Consider the following 16655-nt stretch of genomic DNA (forward strand, 5'->3'; position numbering starts at 1 on the left):
CGTCGATTTACTTCGCGCCGTAGATGTCGAAGTCGAAGTACTTCCGGTTGATCCGCTGGTACGTGCCGTTCGCGAGAATCGCCGCGAGCGCGCGGTTGAACGCGTCACGCAAGTCGTCGTCCTGCTTGCGCAGCCCGAGGCCATCGCCCTGCCCGAAATATTTCACGTCGTCGATCGCGCCGCCGACGAACGCGAAATCCTTGCCCTGCGGCTTCTTCAGGAAGCCGTCGCTGGCCGCGATCGATGCCTGGAACGCCGCATCGAGCCGGCCCGTCACGAGGTCGGCATACACCTGATCCTGGTTCTGGTACGACACGATCTGCACGCCGGCCGGCTGCCAGTTCGCGATCGCGTAGTCGGCCTGCGCGGAACCCTGCTCGACGCCCACGCGCTTGCCCTTCAGCGCCCCGGCCGTCGGCAGCAGCGGCGAACCCTTGCGCGCGACGAGGCGTGCCGGCGCGTTCGAGATCCGGTTCGTGAACGCGATCTGCTGCTGCCGCTTCGGCGTGATCGTCATCGACGACGCGATCACGTCGAACTTGCGCGCGAGCAGCCCCGGAATCATCCCGTCGAAACTCGACTCGACCCACACGCAGCGCGCATGCAGCTCCGCGCACAACGCGTTCGTGATGTCGATCCCGAAGCCCGTCAGCGTGCCGTCGGGCAGCTTGTATTCGAGCGGCGGGTAAGTCGGATCGACCGCCAGGCGAATTTCCTTGCCGGTCCAGTCGCCGGCATGCGCCGCCCCCGCCGCCAGCGCCACCGCGAGCGCCGCCATCCGTTTCCACTGCTTCATTGCCAGTCTCCTTCGTGTGTGAATCGTAAAGCGAAAGCGTGCGGACGCGTCACGCGAGGTAGCGCTCCGCCAGTGCAATCCAGTAACCCGCGCCCGTCGCGAGGCACGCGTCGTTGAAGTCGTAACCCGGGTTGTGCAGCCCGCATCCGCCCACGCCGTCGCCATTGCCGATCGACAGGTAGCTGCCGGGGCACGCTTCGAGCATGAACGCGAAATCCTCGCTCGCCGCGATCGGCCGCAGATGCGGAATCAGCGCAGCGTCGCCGCCCCATTCGCGCGCTACGTCCCGTGCAAACGCGGTTTCCGCCGCGTGATTGACCAGCACCGGGTAGTCGTGCCGGTAGTCGATCTCGGCCGTCGCGCCATAGCTCGCCGCCTGCCCGTGCACGATCTCGCGGATGCGCCGCTCGAGCAGCGCGCGTACGTCCGGCGACAGCGCGCGCACGCTGAGTTCGAGGTCCGCATGTGGCGGGATCACGTTCGACGCCGTGCCCGCATGGATCGAGCCGGCCGTGACGATCGCCAGCTCCTGCGGATTGACGTTACGCGACACGACGCTCTGCAGCGCCATCACGATCGATGCGCACACGACCACCGGATCGATCGTCGTATGCGGCGCCGCGCCATGCCCGCCGCGCCCGGCGATGCGTACGCGCACCTCGTCGGCCGACGCCATCGCCGGGCCGTCGCAGAAGCCGAGCACGCCGGCCGGCAGGCCCGGCACGTTGTGCATCGCGAACACGGCGTCGCACGGAAACCGCGTGAACAGCCCGTCGTCGATCATCCGCTTCGCGCCGCCGAGCCCTTCCTCGGCCGGCTGGAAGATCAGGTTCAGCGTGCCGGTGAAGCGCGCGCGCTCGGCCAGGCAGCGCGCGGCCGCGAGCAACATCGCCGTATGGCCGTCGTGACCGCACGCATGCATCACGCCGTCGCACCGGCTCGCGTGCGGCAACCCGGTCGTCTCGCGGATCGGCAGCGCGTCCATGTCCGCGCGCAGCCCGAGCCGTTTCCCGGCGCCGCGCACGAGCGTGCCGACCACGCCCGTGCCGCCGAGCCCGCGCGTTACCCGATAACCCCATGTTGTCAGGAAATCGGCGACGAGATCGCTGGTCGCGTGCTCCTCGAACCCCAGCTCCGGATGCGCGTGCAGCCGGTGGCGCAGCGCGATCATCTCCGTCTCGATGGCAGCCATTTCAGGCGGAATGCGTTTTCGTTCCAACCCCGATACTCCTCGATGCAGTGCGGTTGCCGATCGCCGGATTGGCTGATCGTGACCGGATCGTATGCAGCGAAAATCCCGGCGACCAGCCGCGGTTTCGTTATGATGACAACCTTTCGTTGTCGGGTATCCCACCATGAGCACGATCAAGCTGCATCAGTTGCAGGCGCTCGTCGCGAGCGCGGAGGCCGGGAGCATTCGCGGCGCGGCGCGCTCGCTCGGGCTGTCGCAGGCGGCCATCACGCGCGCGCTGCGCGAACTCGAGGCAAGCGAGCGCCTGCCGCTGCTCGTCCGTGCGCCGGAAGGCATCGGCTTCACCGAATACGGAAAGACACTGCTCACGCACGCGAAGCTCGTGCTGAAGCAGCTCGAACACGCGCAGAGCGATCTCGAACGCATGCGCGGCCGCGTCGAGGGCCGGCTGAGCATCGGCGTGACGCCATGGCTCACGATGACCTTCCTCGCGGAAACGGTGCTGCGTTTTCGCGAGCGGATGCCCGACGTGCGGCTCGAACTCTTCGAAGCGCTGATGGCCGTCGCGCAGCCGCTGTTGCGCGACGGCAGCATGGATTTCGCGCTCGGGCACGTGCAGCCGGGCAGCGCGCAGGAATTCGCGTTCGAGCCGATGCTGCGTTACGACACGTCGGTGATGGTGCGCGCGGGCCATCCGCGCGAACGGGCACGGTCGATCCACGACCTGCTCGACGACGACTGGGTGCTGAATTCCACGGCCGACGGTCAGGCCGCGCTCGTCGACTACCTGTTCACGCGCCACGGCGCACGGATCGACGAGCGGCGCATCGTGCGCGCGCAGTCGGTATCGATGCTGCAGACGATGCTCGAACAGGCCGACATGTGCACGTGGTGCCCGACGATCCTCGCCGCCGTGCCGCCGTACGGCGAGCGGATGCGCGCGCTGCAGTTGAAGGAGACCTTCGAGCCGCGCGAACTCGGGATCGTCACGCGGCGCAGCAGCACGCTGAGCGACGCGGCGCGCTGCTTCATCGACTGCCTGCTGCAGGTGATCCGGCGGCATGCGCGATCGGCGCGCAAGGAGGATCTCGCGCTGTTCGGGACGCTGTCGCTGCTGATCTGACGGCTGCCCCGCCCGCCTTTCGTCCATAGCGCATCCGCGCAAATGCTTTTCCGAATCCGTTATTGGATCGCGCCGTCGAGCGTTTTTATACTCGTCAGCACGCTCTGTTAAAGAGTGCCAGCCAATTCCGGCAGAACAGCACAGGACGAACAAATGAGCCTACGCCCCCTGCACGATCGCGTGATCGTGAAGCGACTCGACCAGGAAACCACTACCGCGTCGGGCATCGTGATCCCCGACAGCGCCGCCGAAAAGCCCGACCAGGGCGAAGTGATCGCGGTCGGCCCCGGCCGCAAGGACCCGGACGGCCAGCGCATCGTGCTCGACCTGCAGGTCGGCGAGCGCGTGCTGTTCGGCAAGTACGCGGGCCAGGCCGTCAAGGTGGACGGCAACGAGTTTCTCGTGCTGCGCGAGGAAGACATCGTCGCGGTCGTCAATCAATAACGGAGCGCAATCATGGCAGCCAAGGAAATCATTTTCAGCGACGTCGCCCGGGCGAAGCTGACCGAAGGCGTGAACATCCTCGCGAACGCGGTGAAGGTCACGCTCGGGCCGAAAGGCCGCAACGTCGTGCTCGAGCGCAGCTTCGGCGCGCCCGTCGTCACGAAGGACGGCGTATCGGTCGCGAAGGAAATCGAACTCGCGGACAAGCTGCAGAACATCGGCGCGCAGCTCGTGAAGGAAGTCGCGTCGCGCACCAGCGACGCAGCCGGCGACGGCACGACGACGGCCACCGTGCTCGCGCAGGCGATCGTGCGCGAAGGCCAGAAATACGTCGCGGCCGGGCTCAACCCGCTCGACCTGAAGCGCGGCATCGACAAGGCCGTCGCGTCGGCCGTCGACGAGCTGAAGAAGATCAGCAGGCCGACCACCACGAGCAAGGAAATCGCGCAGGTCGCGACGATCTCCGCGAACGGCGAGGAATCGATCGGCCAGCGCATCGCGGAAGCGATCGACCGCGTCGGCAAGGAAGGCGTGATCACCGTCGAGGACGGCAAGTCGCTCGCCGACGAGCTCGACGTCGTCGAAGGGCTGCAGTTCGATCGCGGCTACCTGTCGCCGTACTTCATCAACAATCCCGACAAGCAGGTCGCCGAGATCGAAAGCCCGTACATCCTGCTGCACGACAAGAAGATCTCGAACATCCGCGAGCTGCTGCCGGTGCTCGAACAGGTCGCGAAGTCGGGCCGGCCGCTTCTGATCATCGCGGAAGATGTCGAAGGAGAAGCGCTCGCGACGCTCGTCGTGAACAACATCCGCGGGATCCTGAAGACGGTCGCGGTCAAGGCGCCGGGCTTCGGCGATCGCCGCAAGGCGCTGCTCGAGGACATCGCGATCCTCACCGGCGGCCAGGTGATCGCCGAGGAAACGGGCCTGACGCTCGAGAAGGCGACGCTCGCCGAGCTCGGCCAGGCGAAGCGCATCGAGGTCGGCAAGGAGAACACAACCGTGATCGACGGCGCGGGCGATGCGAAGAACATCGAAGCGCGCGTGAAGCAGATCCGCGTGCAGATCGACGAAGCGACGTCGGACTACGACCGCGAAAAACTGCAGGAACGCGTCGCGAAGCTCGCGGGCGGCGTTGCGGTGATCAAGGTCGGCGGCGCAACCGAGATCGAGGTGAAGGAGAAGAAGGATCGCGTCGACGACGCGCTGCACGCGACGCGCGCGGCCGTCGAGGAAGGCATCGTGCCGGGTGGCGGGGTCGCGCTGATCCGCGTGCGGCAGGCGATCCGCGAACTGAAGGGCGTGAACGCCGACCAGGACGCGGGCATCAAGATCGTGCTGCGCGCGCTCGAGGAACCGCTGCGCCAGATCGTCGCGAACGCCGGCGAGGAAGCGAGCGTCGTCGTCGCGAAGGTCGCCGAAGGCTCGGGCAACTTCGGGTACAACGCGCAGACGGGCGAGTACGGCGACCTCGTCGAATCGGGCGTGCTCGATCCGACCAAGGTCACGCGCACCGCGCTGCAGAACGCGGCGTCGGTCGCCGGGCTGCTGCTGACGACCGATGCGACCGTGTTCGAAGCGCCGAAGGATGCGGCGCCGGCCGCAGCGCCGGGCGGCCCGGGTGCGGGCGGGCCGGGGTTCGATTTCTGACGATCGCCGCGCGTGCCGGTTCGCCGGCATGCGCGCGGCCTGGTGGAATCACGCAACGCGTGGCGACGAAAGTCGTCACGCGTTTTTCGTTCCGGATCGACGAAACAGCGCGGCGCACCGGCCCGCCGCCGTGCTCCGGTAAGATGAAGGCCCGTTCCGCCACGCTGCCACCCACGCCATGTCGACCACCGTCAACACCTTGCTGCCGCTCGCCGGCGTCCTGCTGCTGAGCGTCGCCAGCCCGGGCCCGAACTTCGTGATCGTCACGTCGACCGCCGTCGTGTCGCGCCGTGCCGGCGTGATGACGGGGCTCGGCCTCGCCGCCGCGTCCGGCACCTGGGCGGCAATCGCGATCGCCGGGCTGAGCCTGCTCGTCACGCACGTCGCGTGGGTACACACCGCGCTGAGGCTCGCGGGCGCCGCGTACCTGATCTGGCTCGGCCTGAAAATGATCGTGACCGCGCGCAAGCCGCTGCCCGTTTCCGCGCCGGCCGCTGCGTCCGACTGGAACGCGGCAAGGAAGGGCTACGTCGTCAGCATGACGAACCCGAAATCCGTCGCGTTCTACGGCAGTATCTTCGCGCTGATGGTGCCGGCCCATGTGCCGGCGTGGCTCGATCTCGCGGTCGTCGCGCTGTCGGTCGCGATCTCGGCCGCGTGGTATTGCACGATGGCGCTGCTCGCGTCGCATCCGTCGGTGCGCCGGCTGCTGGTTCGGCGCAAGGCCGTGCTCGATACGGCGGCCGGCCTGCTGCTGATGGGTGTCGGCGGGCGGATGCTCGCCGGGCGCTGATCCGTCGGTTCGCGCGGCTCCCGCAACCTTTACGACCTTTTTACTTGCGGCCGCGCGTGCGCTCACTAGAATAGGTTCGCCATCCACCACCGCACACGCGACATGCGCATCCGAAGTCCTCGCCCCCCGAGTTGCTTTTCTGCCTGACAGGCAGGACGCCCGCGCCCCTCTTTCCCGAGCCGCCGTCCTGCCGACAGGCGGACGGCGCGCGCCGTAGTCATTTCCTCGCACGCTTGAACACGACGTCGATGCGGTCATCACGCATCGTGCGCTCAAGCGTAGGCGCGGCAAATCCCGTGCAACGACGCGCCATCGATCCGCCGTACCGGCAATGACCGATCGCATGCCTGCATCCGGCATGCCGACCGGATTGCATTAATTCGCATACCTTAGTTCATACACCGAAGTTTCCGATACTGGAGCCCGGCCATGTTCGAGATCGACAAGCAGTACACCCGCGAATTCATCCACACCGCCTGCGGCGGGAGCAAACAGGCGTTCCTGCCGGCGAAGAACGGCAAGATCGTCGCCGCCTGCCTGCGTATGGACCTCAACCCGCACGCGCCCGACGTGATCCTCTGCGACGGCAGCGCTTCCGCGCGCTCGGCCGGCAGGACGCTCGCCGCGCAACGCGAAGCGATTCCGGTGTTCATCAAGGTGGCAACGGACGCATACCGCTTCGTCGGCCGGTACGTCGTCGGTGAATCGCTTACGGCGCCGCTCGACTGCGCGCCTTACGCACGCAACAGCGGCTTCACGTCCGCGCAGATCTCGCGCGTGCTCAAGCTCAAGCGGAGCTGACGCGCTTGCACGGCACGTCGCACACCCCGTCTCGATCGTCTTTCATACAAGGAGCAATCATGCTTGGCCTGACGTTCTGGAAACACGTGATCGGCGCGCGGACCGATGCAATCCGCGAGGACCGGACGACCGCGCACGGCCGGCACCGCCGGGTGTCGAGAACGCTCGTGCTGACCGGCGCCGCGGCGGCGTTCGCGGCGATCGCGTTCGGCGCGCCGGTCGTCGGCATTTCGGTCTTTCTGCTGACGACGCTGCCGTTCGTGCTGTCCGGCACGTGAAGAGGTTCGCACCGCACCGCAACCGATACGAAATTTTAATGCCCGGCCCCCGCGTATCTGACACCGTCTTTACGCGGTTTTGCCTAGGATTTCCCTGTCATCCCGACACGGAGAGATCCGCATGCAAACGCAGCAGGCCGCCGTCGGCGGCCAACCCGACTTTCCCCACCAACGCGGCGGCACGCCGTTCGCGCCCCGGCTGGCCGACGCCTGTCCGCCGGACAACATCCTGCTCGACGTGCCGGTCGAAAGCGCGATCCAGTTGTTCGATCTCGCCGCGCGGTATATCGCGCGCAGCAGCGGGGTTTCCGTCGAACGGATCAGGACCGAACTGATGAAGCGCGAACAGCTCGGCTCGACCGGCCTCGGCCAGGGCGTCGCGATTCCGCATGCGCTTGTCGACGGGCTCGGCCCGGCCGTCGCGCTGTTCGTCCGCGCGCTGTATCCGTTCGCGTTCAACGCGCCGGACCGCAAGCCGGTGCGCGAATTCATCGTGCTGGTCCTGCCGCAAGAGGACAACCGCGCACACCTCGAACTGCTCGCCGACGCGGCGCGGTGTTTCAGCGAACGCACGTTCCGGCAGGCGTCGCGCGACGCGCTGACGCCCGGCGAGATTCACCGGCTCATGCAACGCACGCCCTGATGCCGCACCGTGCGGCACCAGGCACTCCCTTCATCCCTTCGGATTCCCATGTTCCCAGACCCTGATAGTTCCACGCTCACGTCACGGCGCGTGACCGGCCTGGCTCGCTCGTTGCCGTTCATGCAGGCCCTGCACGGGCAGACCGTCGTCATCGTCGATGGCGGCGCCGCGAGCGACACGCGCACTCGCCAGGCCTTCGCGCAGGATGTCGCGCTGCTCGCGCTCACCGGCATTCGTCCGGTCGTCGTCCAGAGCGTACCGACCACGCCCGGTACGCAATCGGTCCACACCGTGCACGCAGCAATGGCCGGCATCAATCACGAACTGGTGCGCCTGATCGGCAGCCACGGCGCCAAGGCGATCGGCATCGACGGTCATGACGGCGGCCTGCTGGTCGCCAGCGCGGAATCCGACCGCGCGAACACGAGCGCGATCGCGCGGTTCGACGGCGCCGCATTGAATGCGTTTCTCGAAAACGGACTGGTGCCCGTCGTGATGCCGGTCGCACCGGACGACGCAGGCCATGACCGCCTGCTGCAGCCGGAACGGCTCGGCAGCCTCCTCGCGCAGCGCACCAGCGCCGTCACGCTGGCGATGATGGTCGACAGCGCATTGCTGCATGAACTCGGCGAGCTCGCCGGGCTGTACGGCATCACCGAACTCGAGCAATGGCTCGCCGAGCATCCGGCCGCCGATGCCGCGCGCTGCGTGCGGGAAGCGCTCGACGCGCTCGCGCACGGCGTGCAGAACGTGCATCTCGCCGATATCGGCCAACCCGAATCGCTGATCGACGAACTGCTGACGGAGGAAGGGTCGGGCGTGGTGTTCTGCCGTCGCGGCAATGCCGACCTGCTGTCGGAAACACGCCGCTACTTCGCCGATTTCGCGTGCGTGCTGCGCGACGGCTTCAGCGTCGAGCAAAAGCCGGTCGTGCGTTTCTGACCGGATGACGGAAAATCGCTTGCAGCGGGCCTGCCACGGCCGCCGCAAGCGAACGACGTCAGCGCCGCGACGCGAGACGCCGCACGACACGGACGAGCGCATCGACCTCGTCACATGTGTTGTAGAACGCGAGCGACGGCCGCACCGTCGCCTCGAGCCCGAAACGCCGCAGGATCGGCTGCGCGCAGTGATGCCCCGAGCGCACCGCGATGCCCTCTTCGTTCAGCGCCTGCCCCACTTCCTCGGTCTCATAGCCCTTCAGCACGAACGACAGCACGCTGGCCTTGTCGCGCGCGGTGCCGACGAGCCGCACGCCCGGCACCGGCGCGAGCACGCTCGTCGCATACGTGAGCAGGTCGTGCTCGTAGCGCGCGATGTTCTCGATGCCGACGCGGCTCACGTAGTCGAGCGCAGCGCCTAGCCCCACCGCATCCGCGATGTTGCCGGTGCCGGCCTCGAAGCGGTTCGGCGGCGGCTGGAACACCGTGCGCTCGAACGTCACGTCTGCGATCATGTTGCCGCCGCCCTGCCACGGCGGCATGTCGTCGAGGATCGCGCGCTTGCCGTACACGACGCCGATCCCCGTCGGCCCGTAGATCTTGTGCCCGGAGAACACGAAGAAATCCGCATCGAGCGCCTGCACGTCGACGCGCATGTGCGAGATCGACTGCGCGCCGTCGACGAGCGCCTTCGCGCCCGCGCGATGCGCGAGCTCGACGATCTCCTTCACCGGCACGACCGTGCCGAGCGCGTTCGACACCTGCGTGACGGACACGATCTTCGTGCGGTCGTTGAGCAGCTTCCGGTATTCGTCGAGCAGCACCTGCCCCGAATCGTCGACCGGAATCACGCGCAGCTTCGCCCCCTTCTGCGCGGCAAGCTGCTGCCACGGCACGATGTTCGCGTGATGCTCGAGATGCGACACGACGATCTCGTCGCCTTCGCCGACGTTCTGCACGCCCCACGTCTTCGCGATCAGGTTGATCGCCTCGGTCGTGCCGCGCACGAATACGATCTCGTCGGGCGACGCGGCGCCGATGAAGCGCTGCACCGTTTCCCGCGCATGCTCGTATGCATCCGTCGCGCGGCCGGCCAGTGCGTGCGCGGCCCGGTGGATATTCGAGTTCTCGTGCGCATAGAAATACGCGAGGCGGTCGATCACGGCCTGCGGCTTGTGCGTCGTCGCCGCGTTGTCGAACCAGACCAGCTGCTTGCCGTTCACGCGCTCCCGCAGGATCGGGAAATCGCGGCGGATCGCGTTCACATCGAACGGCGGGTGCGCACTGCGATACGGCTGGTCTTGCGGCTCGGCTGCGTGCGCATCGTCGATGAAATAGCGCGGCACGTCGGCTCCCGATTCGCGCGACACCGGCACGTCGCGATGCAAGGCGAGCAACTCGCGCAGCGCGTCGTCGCCCGGCAGCCCGAACGCTTCCGGCGACGCAAGGCCGTTCGACGGCACGACGATGTCCTGCGGCGTCGCCTGCCAACGCTGCAGCGACCCGTCGGTGAAGTAATACGGCGACGCCTTCGCCGCGCCTTCCGGTGCCGCCGCATTCACCTGCGGCACGCCGAGCGCCGCGCCGCCGATCCGCGGTTCGAGCGCGGGCGCGATCGACACGGCGTTGTCGGGCAGCCCGTTCTGCGCGGCCGCATGCGGCGCGAGCGCGGGTGCGCGGTTGCCGAGCGACAGCACGTGCGTCGGCGCGGCCGGCGCGAGGTTCGTGCCGGCCGCCTTCCCTTGCGGGAGCGCGAGACCGGGCACGCCGGTACCGGCACCGCCCGGGCCCGCAAGCGGCGAGCCGCCCGGCACCGGGTTGCCGATCGATGCGAGGATCGGCGCGGCAGCCGGCAGTGCCGACGGCACACCGCCGGCCGCGCCGCTGCCCGCCGACAGCCCGGGCGCGGTGGCCTGCCCGGGCGGCGTCGAGAAGAACTCGGACGCGAGCCGTGCGAGCGTCGCGGGGTCGGGCAAGCCTGCCGGCAGCGGCGCGTGCGGCAGCGCGTGTGCGTCGCCGCCGGCTGCGCCGGGATTAACGGTAGGTGTCGGGATAGTCATGGAACTTGGCGATTTCGACGTCATCGAGGACAGCCAGCGCATCCGGCGAATGGACCGCGAGCGAGCAATACAGCGAGATCAGGTACGACGCGATCGCCTGGTTGTTGATCCCCATGAAGCGCACCGACAGGCCCGGCCCCTGCTCGCCCGCGACGCCCGGCTGATACAGGCCGACGACGCCCTGCCGCTTGTCGCCGACGCGCAGCAGCAGGATCTTGGTCTTGCCGTCCGCGACCGGCACCTTGTCCGACGGGATCAGCGGAATGCCGCGCCACGTGAGGAACTGCGAGCCGAACAGGCTGACCGTCGGCGGCGGCACGCCGCGCCGCGTGCATTCGCGGCCGAACGCGGCGATCGCGAGCGGGTGCGTGAGGAAGAACGCGGGTTCCTTCCACACCTTGGTCAGCAGCTCGTCGAGATCGTCCGGCGTCGGTGCGCCCGTCAGCGGGAAGATCCGCTGTTCGTCGGTCACGTTCGCCAGCAGCCCGTAGTCGGGGTTGTTGATCAGCTGGCTTTCCTGCAGTTCCTTGATCGTCTCGATCGTCAGGCGCAGCTGTTCCTTGATCTGGTCGTGAGGACTGCTGTAAAGATCGGAGATGCGCGTATGCACGTCGAGCACCGTGCTCACCGCGTTCAGGAAGTATTCGCGCGGCTGTTCCTCGTACGGCACGAAGGTCTGCGGCAGCACGCTCTCGTCCTCGAGCTGCGTGCATGCGGCGCGCACCGCTTCCGGGTTCTTCACCTGGTTCAGGCGATAGATGCCGGCCTCGACCGGCACCCATTGCAGCAGATGGGTCAGCCAGCGCGGCGTGATCGTGGAAAGCTGGGGGACGGTCTTGGTAGCGTTCGCTAGTTGGCGGGCGGCGTGATCGCTCAGCGCGGCCGTGCCGCTTGCAACGGTCGACATGTGTGGCTCCGGGTTCTTAAGAAGAAAAACGGGATTGCTTATGACGCTCGGTGATTATCGGAAGCACCCACCTGCCGGCTCAACATGCTATAGCCGTCATGCCATGCAACCGAAGGGGAAAGAATGCGAGGCGGCCTCAGGTGGCGTACACACCCGGCAGCAACATCGAGATCGACACGTCGAACGCGCGCGCGATCTTGTCGGCCGTGACGATCGACGCGATCGCCTCGCCGCGCTCGATCTCGCCGACATACGAGCGGTTCAGCCCCGCATGCTCGGCAAGCTGCTCCTGCGACCACGTGCGCGCTTCGCGCAGCTTGCGCACGTTGGCGCCGAAGTGATGGATGAGGTCGCTCATCGCGCCTCCTAGGCGACCGGCGCCGCCGCGCGCGGCGCGGCGTTCGCTTCGCTGCGCAGCACGGCCTGCGTGACGTTCGCGCCGGCCGGCACGTCCTGCGTGAGCCACACGTTGCCGCCGATCACCGCGCCGTGCCCGATCGTCACGCGGCCGAGGATCGTTGCGCCCGCATAGATCACCACATCGTCCTCGACGACCGGATGGCGCGCGAGCCCTTTCTCCAGGTGGCCGGCCGCATCGCGCGGGAAGCGCTTCGCGCCGAGCGTGACGGCCTGGTACACGCGCACGCGCTCGCCGATGATCGCCGTCTCGCCGATCACGACACCCGTGCCGTGATCGATGAAGAAACCCGCGCCGATGCGCGCGCCCGGATGAATGTCGATGCCCGTCTCCGCATGCGCCTGCTCGGCGATGATCCGCGCGAGCAGCGGCAGGCCGAGCCCGTACAGTTCGTGCGCGAGCCGGTGGTGGATCATCGCGAGGATGCCCGGGTAGCACAGCAGCACTTCGTCGACGCTGCCGGCCGCCGGATCGCCGTGAAAGGCGGCCAGCACGTCGCTGTCGAGCAGCCGGCGAATCTCCGGCAATCGCGCGGCGAACGCCTGCACGGCCGTCGACGCGACTGCGTCGACGGTCTCGATCGGCCCGTCGGGGTGACGCTGGCGCGCGGTGTAGCGCAACTCGAGCATCACCTGCGCGAGCAGCGCATTCAGCGCCGCGTCGAGCGCATGGGCCACGTGGAAGTTCTCGCTCTCCTGCCGCAAATCGGGTGGCCCGAGCCTCATCGGGAACAGCACGCCCTTCAGCGCGCCGACGATCTGCGCGAGCGCCTCGCGCGCCGGCAGGTCGCGCCCGCCCGGTTCGAGCGAGCGACGCTGCTTCTCGCGCCATGCGCGGCGCACGGTCTGCAGCGATTGAACGATGTCGTCGATATCGAATGCGGCCATGATGCTTTCTCCCCGTATCGGCCGTGTATCAGTCCTGCGCCCACGGCAGGCCGCGAAGGCGCCAACCGTTGCGACTGCCGCGATGCTGCCGTTCGTCGAGGTCGCCCTCGAAGCCTTCGAGCACGTTGAATACCTGCGTGAAACCGCCCTTCGCCGCGGCTTCGGCCGCCAGCGCCGACCGGTTGCCGCTGCGGCACAACAGCAACACGACGGCCTCCTTGCCGGTCTTCGCTTCCAGTTCGCGCACGAAGCGCGGGTTGCGCGTCAGGCTCGTGCCGGTCGCCCACGGCACATGCAGCGACTCCGGCACGTGGCCGACGAATTTCCGTTCCTCGGCGGTGCGTACGTCCACCAGCAACGCATCGCCGGCCGAGAACAGCGCCCACGCAGCTTCCGGCGCGACGCCGCCCGCGTAGGGCTTGCCGGCCGCCGCGGCTGCCGCGCGCGCGTCTTCGAGCGCCTGCTGCGCAGCGGTTCGTTCTTCCAGTCCAACCGTCATGACACTTCCTTGTTTTCGCAGATTCGTATGAACAAAAACACCGGGAATGCGGCCGTTGCAGCTTGCGTGCTGTCTATAGCCGTCAGCGCCACTATGCGAGTGCAGCCGGGCCAGCAGAACCAATAAAAATTCATTTCCTAATCAGCGGCGCGGGGAATGCAATAGCAGACGCGCGCTATCGATGCGCGGTCGTTGGCGGGCAGGAAATACGGGACGATGACCGTTCGATGTCATGCATCGAAGGGTTCGTTCTGGAAGGAAAGGCGGGAGACGATCAACGCGGCGTACCGCGCGTTGTCATGGAATCCGAAATGGAATGGATGGCGCGATGCATCGGCGCTGCCCTGCGGCAACGCCGATGCATGCGCCCGTCAGCACATCAAGCCACCGGATCGACCGGCGCCACCGGCACGCCGCGCGCTTCGATATCGCGCCCCGCGCGCAAACACAGATCCTCGCGGTGATGCGCGGCCACTACCTGCACGCCCACCGGCACGCCGTTCACGAGCGAAGTCGTCACGGCCAGCCCCGGCAGCCCCATCGCGGGCAGCGCGCGCAACGTGAGCTGCGCTTCCCACACGCGCTCGAAGCCGCCCGGCTCCTGCCGGTCGAGATCGTCGGGAAACGGCAATTCCGACGACACGGGCAGCAGCAAGACCGGATATTCGTCGAGAAACAGCCGCCACTGTCGCGTCAGCGTCGTGCGCCGGACAAGCGCGCGGCTGATCACGTCAGCCGGCAGATCGCGCACCTTGCCGCGCACGGCGGCGATCACCGCAGCCGCACCCGGATCGCCATCGCTGGCCACCGCATTCGCCAATGCATCGAAACCGTCGCCCAGCCAAAGCTGTTCCTGCAGCAGCGCGGCTTCGCGCATCGGCGGCGTATCGTCGATCTCGTCGACGGTCCAGCCCGCATCGACGAGCCGGCGTGCGGCATCGCGCAACGCGGCCTCGACTTCGGGCACGACCTGCAATCCGCCCGGACGCACGCACAGCGCCACGCGCTTCAGCACGTCGCGCCCGTCGAACGGCACTGCAACGTGCCACGGATCGCGCGGGTCAGGCGCGGCGAACGCACGCAGCGCGAGCGAAAGATCGTCGATCGTGCGTGCGATCGGCCCCGCCGTCGACATCAGTTGCGCGCCGATCGCACGCTCGGGCGACGATGCGTTGAACGCCGGCACACGCCCAAGCGACGGCCGAATCCCATGCACGCCGCACGCGTAGGCCGGGTAACGCACCGAGCCGCCGATGTCGGTGCCGACCGCGAGCGGGCCGATCCCGGCGGCCACGGCAGCCGCCGCGCCGCCGCTCGATCCGCCCGGCGTCAGCGACCGATTACGCGGATTGTACGTATGGCCGTGCACGAGATTCGACGTGAACCAGCGCAGCGCGAACGTCGGCGAATTGGTGCGACCAAGCAGGATTCCGCCGGCTTTTCGGATGTTGCCGACCACCGGGCTGTCGGCGCTCGCGATCAGGTTCTCCTGCAGGCGCGTACCGTTGGTCGTCGCAAAGCCGGCCTGATCGACGTTGATCTTCACGGTCACCGGCACGCCCGCGAGCGGGCCCGGATCGTCGCCGCGCGCGATCGCGCGGTCGACTTCGTCGGCCTGCCGCCGCACGTCGTCGGGGCGGTGTTCGATCACCGCGTTGATCGCCGGATTCACCGCGTCGAGACGATCGAGCACGGCGTCAGCCACTTCGCGCGCCGACACTTCACGTTGACGCACGCGCTTCGCGAGTTCGGTTGCCGACAGTTGCCAGAGTTCCGTCATGACTTCTCCTTGTGGAAGGACATCACAATCACTCACGGCGCCGCGCGTCATCGGCGACGCGAAGACGCGGCGCCGCGTTCGCTCACTGCGTATCCTGCTTCGCGCGCTCCGCGGCCGCGATGATCGCGTCGGCCACGGCCTTCGGCTGGCTCAGCATCGAGACGTGGCTGCCGTTCACGCGCGTGACCGTCGCGCCGATCCGCTTCGCCATCGCTTCCTGCAGCTTCGGATCGATCATCCGGTCCTGCGTCGCGACGACGAACGTCGACGGCTTCGCATGCCAGGCGGCCTGCGTGACCTTCTCCGAGATGCAACCGCTATACCACGGCCCCTGGGTCGCGGCAACGATGCGCTGCTGCGCGGGCGGCAGGTCCGGCGCGAAATCCTGCGCGATCGCCTTGTCCGACAGCCGTGCGAAACCGCCCGCGTCCTTGCGCAGCTCGCCGGCCCATGACGGTGCCGGCAGCCCCTGCGTGACATCGGCGATCGACTGGCCGTTGTCGGGCGCGAACGCCGCGACGTACACGAGCGACTTCACCTTGTCGTCGTTGCCCGCATCGCTGATCACGACGCCGGCCCACGAATGGCCCACCAGCACGACGGGCCCCTTCTGCTCGTCGATCGTGCGCTTCGTCGCGGCCGCATCGTCGGCGAGCGAGCTCAGCGGATTCTGTACCGACACCACGTGCAGCCCGCGCGCCTCGAGCAGCGGAATCACGCGGTTCCAGCTCGACCCGTCGGCGAACGCGCCGTGCACGAGCACGACATTCGTGCCCTTCAGGTCGTCCTTCGGCGCGGCCTGCGCCGCGACCGCGCCGAACAGCCCGCCGATCACCGCGGCGGATACCAGAACCCGTTTCATCAAACCGGCCATCGTCATGCTCCTTACTCTGTCGTGTTGTTCAAATAAAGTGCTGTAGTGGCAGCCGCGCCCGCATGCGGCAGGCGCGGCACCGGATCACGAATGGGCGTACAGGTCATCGGCGGCGTTCCGTGCGACACGCGACTGCGCCGCATCGCGATGGCCGGCAGGCGCCGACGCGTCGGCCACGTTGTCGCCTTGCGACTTCGACGGGCCGTTCTGGTCGGAACGCGCGACCTGCTGCGCGGCGACGGCGTTCTCTGCGGCAGCGATATCGTCCGGGTAATTGGCTTCGCTGCTGGCCGGGCTGTAGCCGGCCTTCTCGAGCCGGACGAGGTCGGCACGCACGTCGGCACGCGTGAGGCCGTGGCCGGTATCGGCGAACGACAATGCGGGGATCGAAGCGAGGACGGCAACGGCGAGGATTCGAGCGGCTTTCATGAGTGTTCTCCTTGAAGGAAGTGGGTCTGTCGATCATTCGGTATCCGATCCAGATGTCTGGCATCGAACGTTTCCTGCATGTCGACAGTAGAACCCGCTCACGTATCCGGCATGTTTCCGGAACCGGTGCTTTCTGC

Annotated in this window: 18 protein-coding genes; 8 read left to right on the forward strand and 10 right to left on the reverse strand. The window is 67.7% G+C overall.

All coding sequences use genetic code 11. The features are described 5' to 3' along the window. Nucleotides 1-7 precede the first annotated feature (7 nt). Nucleotides 8-796 (reverse strand): ABC transporter substrate-binding protein, encoded by a 789-nt coding sequence (locus BFF94_RS28295; RefSeq protein ID WP_128842719.1) that lies wholly within the window; start codon nt 794-796, stop codon nt 8-10. Between the two features lie 49 nt (nt 797-845). After that, complete coding sequence (locus tag BFF94_RS28300) at nt 846-2015, reverse strand: M20 aminoacylase family protein (RefSeq protein ID WP_128842718.1); 1170 nt, start codon at nt 2013-2015, stop codon at nt 846-848. Nucleotides 2016-2151: 136 nt separating this feature from the next. Here BFF94_RS28300 and BFF94_RS28305 point away from each other — a divergent pair, with 136 nt between their 5' ends. The 8 genes from BFF94_RS28305 (at nt 2152) to BFF94_RS28340 (ending at nt 8665) form a co-directional block, all read left to right on the forward strand. Further along, on the forward strand, nt 2152-3111 hold the full coding sequence (locus BFF94_RS28305) for a LysR substrate-binding domain-containing protein (RefSeq protein WP_128842717.1): 960 nt from the start codon (nt 2152-2154) through the stop codon (nt 3109-3111). Between the two features lie 153 nt (nt 3112-3264). Next, entirely contained in the window at nt 3265-3555 is a 291-nt protein-coding gene (gene groES, locus BFF94_RS28310) for a co-chaperone GroES (RefSeq protein WP_128842716.1), read from the forward strand. 12 nt (nt 3556-3567) lie between these two features. Beyond that, entirely contained in the window at nt 3568-5208 is a 1641-nt protein-coding gene (gene groL, locus BFF94_RS28315) for a chaperonin GroEL (protein WP_128842715.1), read from the forward strand. Nucleotides 5209-5386: 178 nt separating this feature from the next. Beyond that, nucleotides 5387-6001 carry a LysE family translocator gene (locus BFF94_RS28320; protein WP_128842714.1) on the forward strand — a complete coding sequence of 205 codons (615 nt, stop codon included), beginning with the start codon at nt 5387-5389 and terminating at the stop codon, nt 5999-6001. A gap of 429 nt (nt 6002-6430) precedes the next feature. Continuing rightward, on the forward strand, nt 6431-6802 hold the full coding sequence (locus tag BFF94_RS28325; protein WP_128842713.1) for a DUF6697 family protein: 372 nt from the start codon (nt 6431-6433) through the stop codon (nt 6800-6802). 59 nt (nt 6803-6861) lie between these two features. Then, nucleotides 6862-7080 carry a hypothetical protein gene (locus BFF94_RS28330; protein ID WP_246637432.1) on the forward strand — a complete coding sequence of 73 codons (219 nt, stop codon included), beginning with the start codon at nt 6862-6864 and terminating at the stop codon, nt 7078-7080. A gap of 121 nt (nt 7081-7201) precedes the next feature. After that, nucleotides 7202-7723, forward strand: a complete 522-nt coding sequence (locus BFF94_RS28335; protein ID WP_128842712.1) for a PTS sugar transporter subunit IIA — start codon at nt 7202-7204, stop codon at nt 7721-7723. Between the two features lie 48 nt (nt 7724-7771). Further along, nucleotides 7772-8665, forward strand: a complete 894-nt coding sequence (locus BFF94_RS28340) for an amino acid kinase family protein (RefSeq protein ID WP_128842711.1) — start codon at nt 7772-7774, stop codon at nt 8663-8665. A gap of 58 nt (nt 8666-8723) precedes the next feature. Here the strand turns inward: BFF94_RS28340 and BFF94_RS28345 are convergent, their stop codons facing one another. The 8 genes from BFF94_RS28345 to BFF94_RS28380 form a co-directional block, all read right to left on the reverse strand. Beyond that, on the reverse strand, nt 8724-10724 hold the full coding sequence (locus BFF94_RS28345) for a family 2A encapsulin nanocompartment cargo protein cysteine desulfurase (protein WP_219140104.1): 2001 nt from the start codon (nt 10722-10724) through the stop codon (nt 8724-8726). Further along, entirely contained in the window at nt 10699-11631 is a 933-nt protein-coding gene (locus BFF94_RS28350) for a family 2A encapsulin nanocompartment shell protein (protein ID WP_006479760.1), read from the reverse strand. Before BFF94_RS28350 ends, BFF94_RS28345 begins: the two co-directional genes overlap by 26 nt. A gap of 136 nt (nt 11632-11767) precedes the next feature. Beyond that, nucleotides 11768-11989: a helix-turn-helix domain-containing protein gene (locus BFF94_RS28355; RefSeq protein ID WP_128841732.1), complete on the reverse strand. Its 222-nt coding sequence runs from the start codon at nt 11987-11989 to the stop codon at nt 11768-11770. A gap of 8 nt (nt 11990-11997) precedes the next feature. Continuing rightward, on the reverse strand, nt 11998-12936 hold the full coding sequence (epsC, locus tag BFF94_RS28360; protein WP_128841733.1) for a serine O-acetyltransferase EpsC: 939 nt from the start codon (nt 12934-12936) through the stop codon (nt 11998-12000). 28 nt (nt 12937-12964) lie between these two features. Continuing rightward, nucleotides 12965-13435 carry a rhodanese-like domain-containing protein gene (locus tag BFF94_RS28365; RefSeq protein ID WP_128841734.1) on the reverse strand — a complete coding sequence of 157 codons (471 nt, stop codon included), beginning with the start codon at nt 13433-13435 and terminating at the stop codon, nt 12965-12967. Between the two features lie 379 nt (nt 13436-13814). Next, on the reverse strand, nt 13815-15215 hold the full coding sequence (locus BFF94_RS28370; RefSeq protein WP_128841735.1) for an amidase family protein: 1401 nt from the start codon (nt 15213-15215) through the stop codon (nt 13815-13817). A gap of 82 nt (nt 15216-15297) precedes the next feature. Continuing rightward, on the reverse strand, nt 15298-16089 hold the full coding sequence (locus BFF94_RS28375) for an alpha/beta fold hydrolase (protein ID WP_128841736.1): 792 nt from the start codon (nt 16087-16089) through the stop codon (nt 15298-15300). An 84-nt stretch (nt 16090-16173) separates the two neighbouring features. After that, a complete protein-coding gene (locus BFF94_RS28380; RefSeq protein ID WP_128841737.1) occupies nt 16174-16518 on the reverse strand; it encodes a DUF4148 domain-containing protein in 345 nt (114 codons plus the stop codon). Nucleotides 16519-16655 lie beyond the last annotated feature (137 nt).

Source organism: Burkholderia catarinensis (assembly GCF_001883705.2).
GTDB lineage: Bacteria > Pseudomonadota > Gammaproteobacteria > Burkholderiales > Burkholderiaceae > Burkholderia > Burkholderia catarinensis.

What these genes read in the sequence shown, in the direction of transcription:
- BFF94_RS28295 (WP_128842719.1), bottom strand. Translation starts at nt 796, where the DNA reads ATGAAGCAGTGGAAACGGATGGCGGCGCTCGCGGTGGCGCTGGCGGCG.
- BFF94_RS28305 (WP_128842717.1), top strand. Translation starts at nt 2,152, where the DNA reads ATGAGCACGATCAAGCTGCATCAGTTGCAGGCGCTCGTCGCGAGCGCG.
- groES (WP_128842716.1), top strand. Translation starts at nt 3,265, where the DNA reads ATGAGCCTACGCCCCCTGCACGATCGCGTGATCGTGAAGCGACTCGAC.
- groL (WP_128842715.1), top strand. Translation starts at nt 3,568, where the DNA reads ATGGCAGCCAAGGAAATCATTTTCAGCGACGTCGCCCGGGCGAAGCTG.
- BFF94_RS28320 (WP_128842714.1), top strand. Translation starts at nt 5,387, where the DNA reads ATGTCGACCACCGTCAACACCTTGCTGCCGCTCGCCGGCGTCCTGCTG.
- BFF94_RS28325 (WP_128842713.1), top strand. Translation starts at nt 6,431, where the DNA reads ATGTTCGAGATCGACAAGCAGTACACCCGCGAATTCATCCACACCGCC.
- BFF94_RS28330 (WP_246637432.1), top strand. Translation starts at nt 6,862, where the DNA reads ATGCTTGGCCTGACGTTCTGGAAACACGTGATCGGCGCGCGGACCGAT.
- BFF94_RS28335 (WP_128842712.1), top strand. Translation starts at nt 7,202, where the DNA reads ATGCAAACGCAGCAGGCCGCCGTCGGCGGCCAACCCGACTTTCCCCAC.
- BFF94_RS28340 (WP_128842711.1), top strand. Translation starts at nt 7,772, where the DNA reads ATGTTCCCAGACCCTGATAGTTCCACGCTCACGTCACGGCGCGTGACC.
- BFF94_RS28345 (WP_219140104.1), bottom strand. Translation starts at nt 10,724, where the DNA reads ATGACTATCCCGACACCTACCGTTAATCCCGGCGCAGCCGGCGGCGAC.
- BFF94_RS28350 (WP_006479760.1), bottom strand. Translation starts at nt 11,631, where the DNA reads ATGTCGACCGTTGCAAGCGGCACGGCCGCGCTGAGCGATCACGCCGCC.
- BFF94_RS28355 (WP_128841732.1), bottom strand. Translation starts at nt 11,989, where the DNA reads ATGAGCGACCTCATCCATCACTTCGGCGCCAACGTGCGCAAGCTGCGC.
- epsC (WP_128841733.1), bottom strand. Translation starts at nt 12,936, where the DNA reads ATGGCCGCATTCGATATCGACGACATCGTTCAATCGCTGCAGACCGTG.
- BFF94_RS28365 (WP_128841734.1), bottom strand. Translation starts at nt 13,435, where the DNA reads ATGACGGTTGGACTGGAAGAACGAACCGCTGCGCAGCAGGCGCTCGAA.
- BFF94_RS28370 (WP_128841735.1), bottom strand. Translation starts at nt 15,215, where the DNA reads ATGACGGAACTCTGGCAACTGTCGGCAACCGAACTCGCGAAGCGCGTG.
- BFF94_RS28375 (WP_128841736.1), bottom strand. Translation starts at nt 16,089, where the DNA reads ATGGCCGGTTTGATGAAACGGGTTCTGGTATCCGCCGCGGTGATCGGC.
- BFF94_RS28380 (WP_128841737.1), bottom strand. Translation starts at nt 16,518, where the DNA reads ATGAAAGCCGCTCGAATCCTCGCCGTTGCCGTCCTCGCTTCGATCCCC.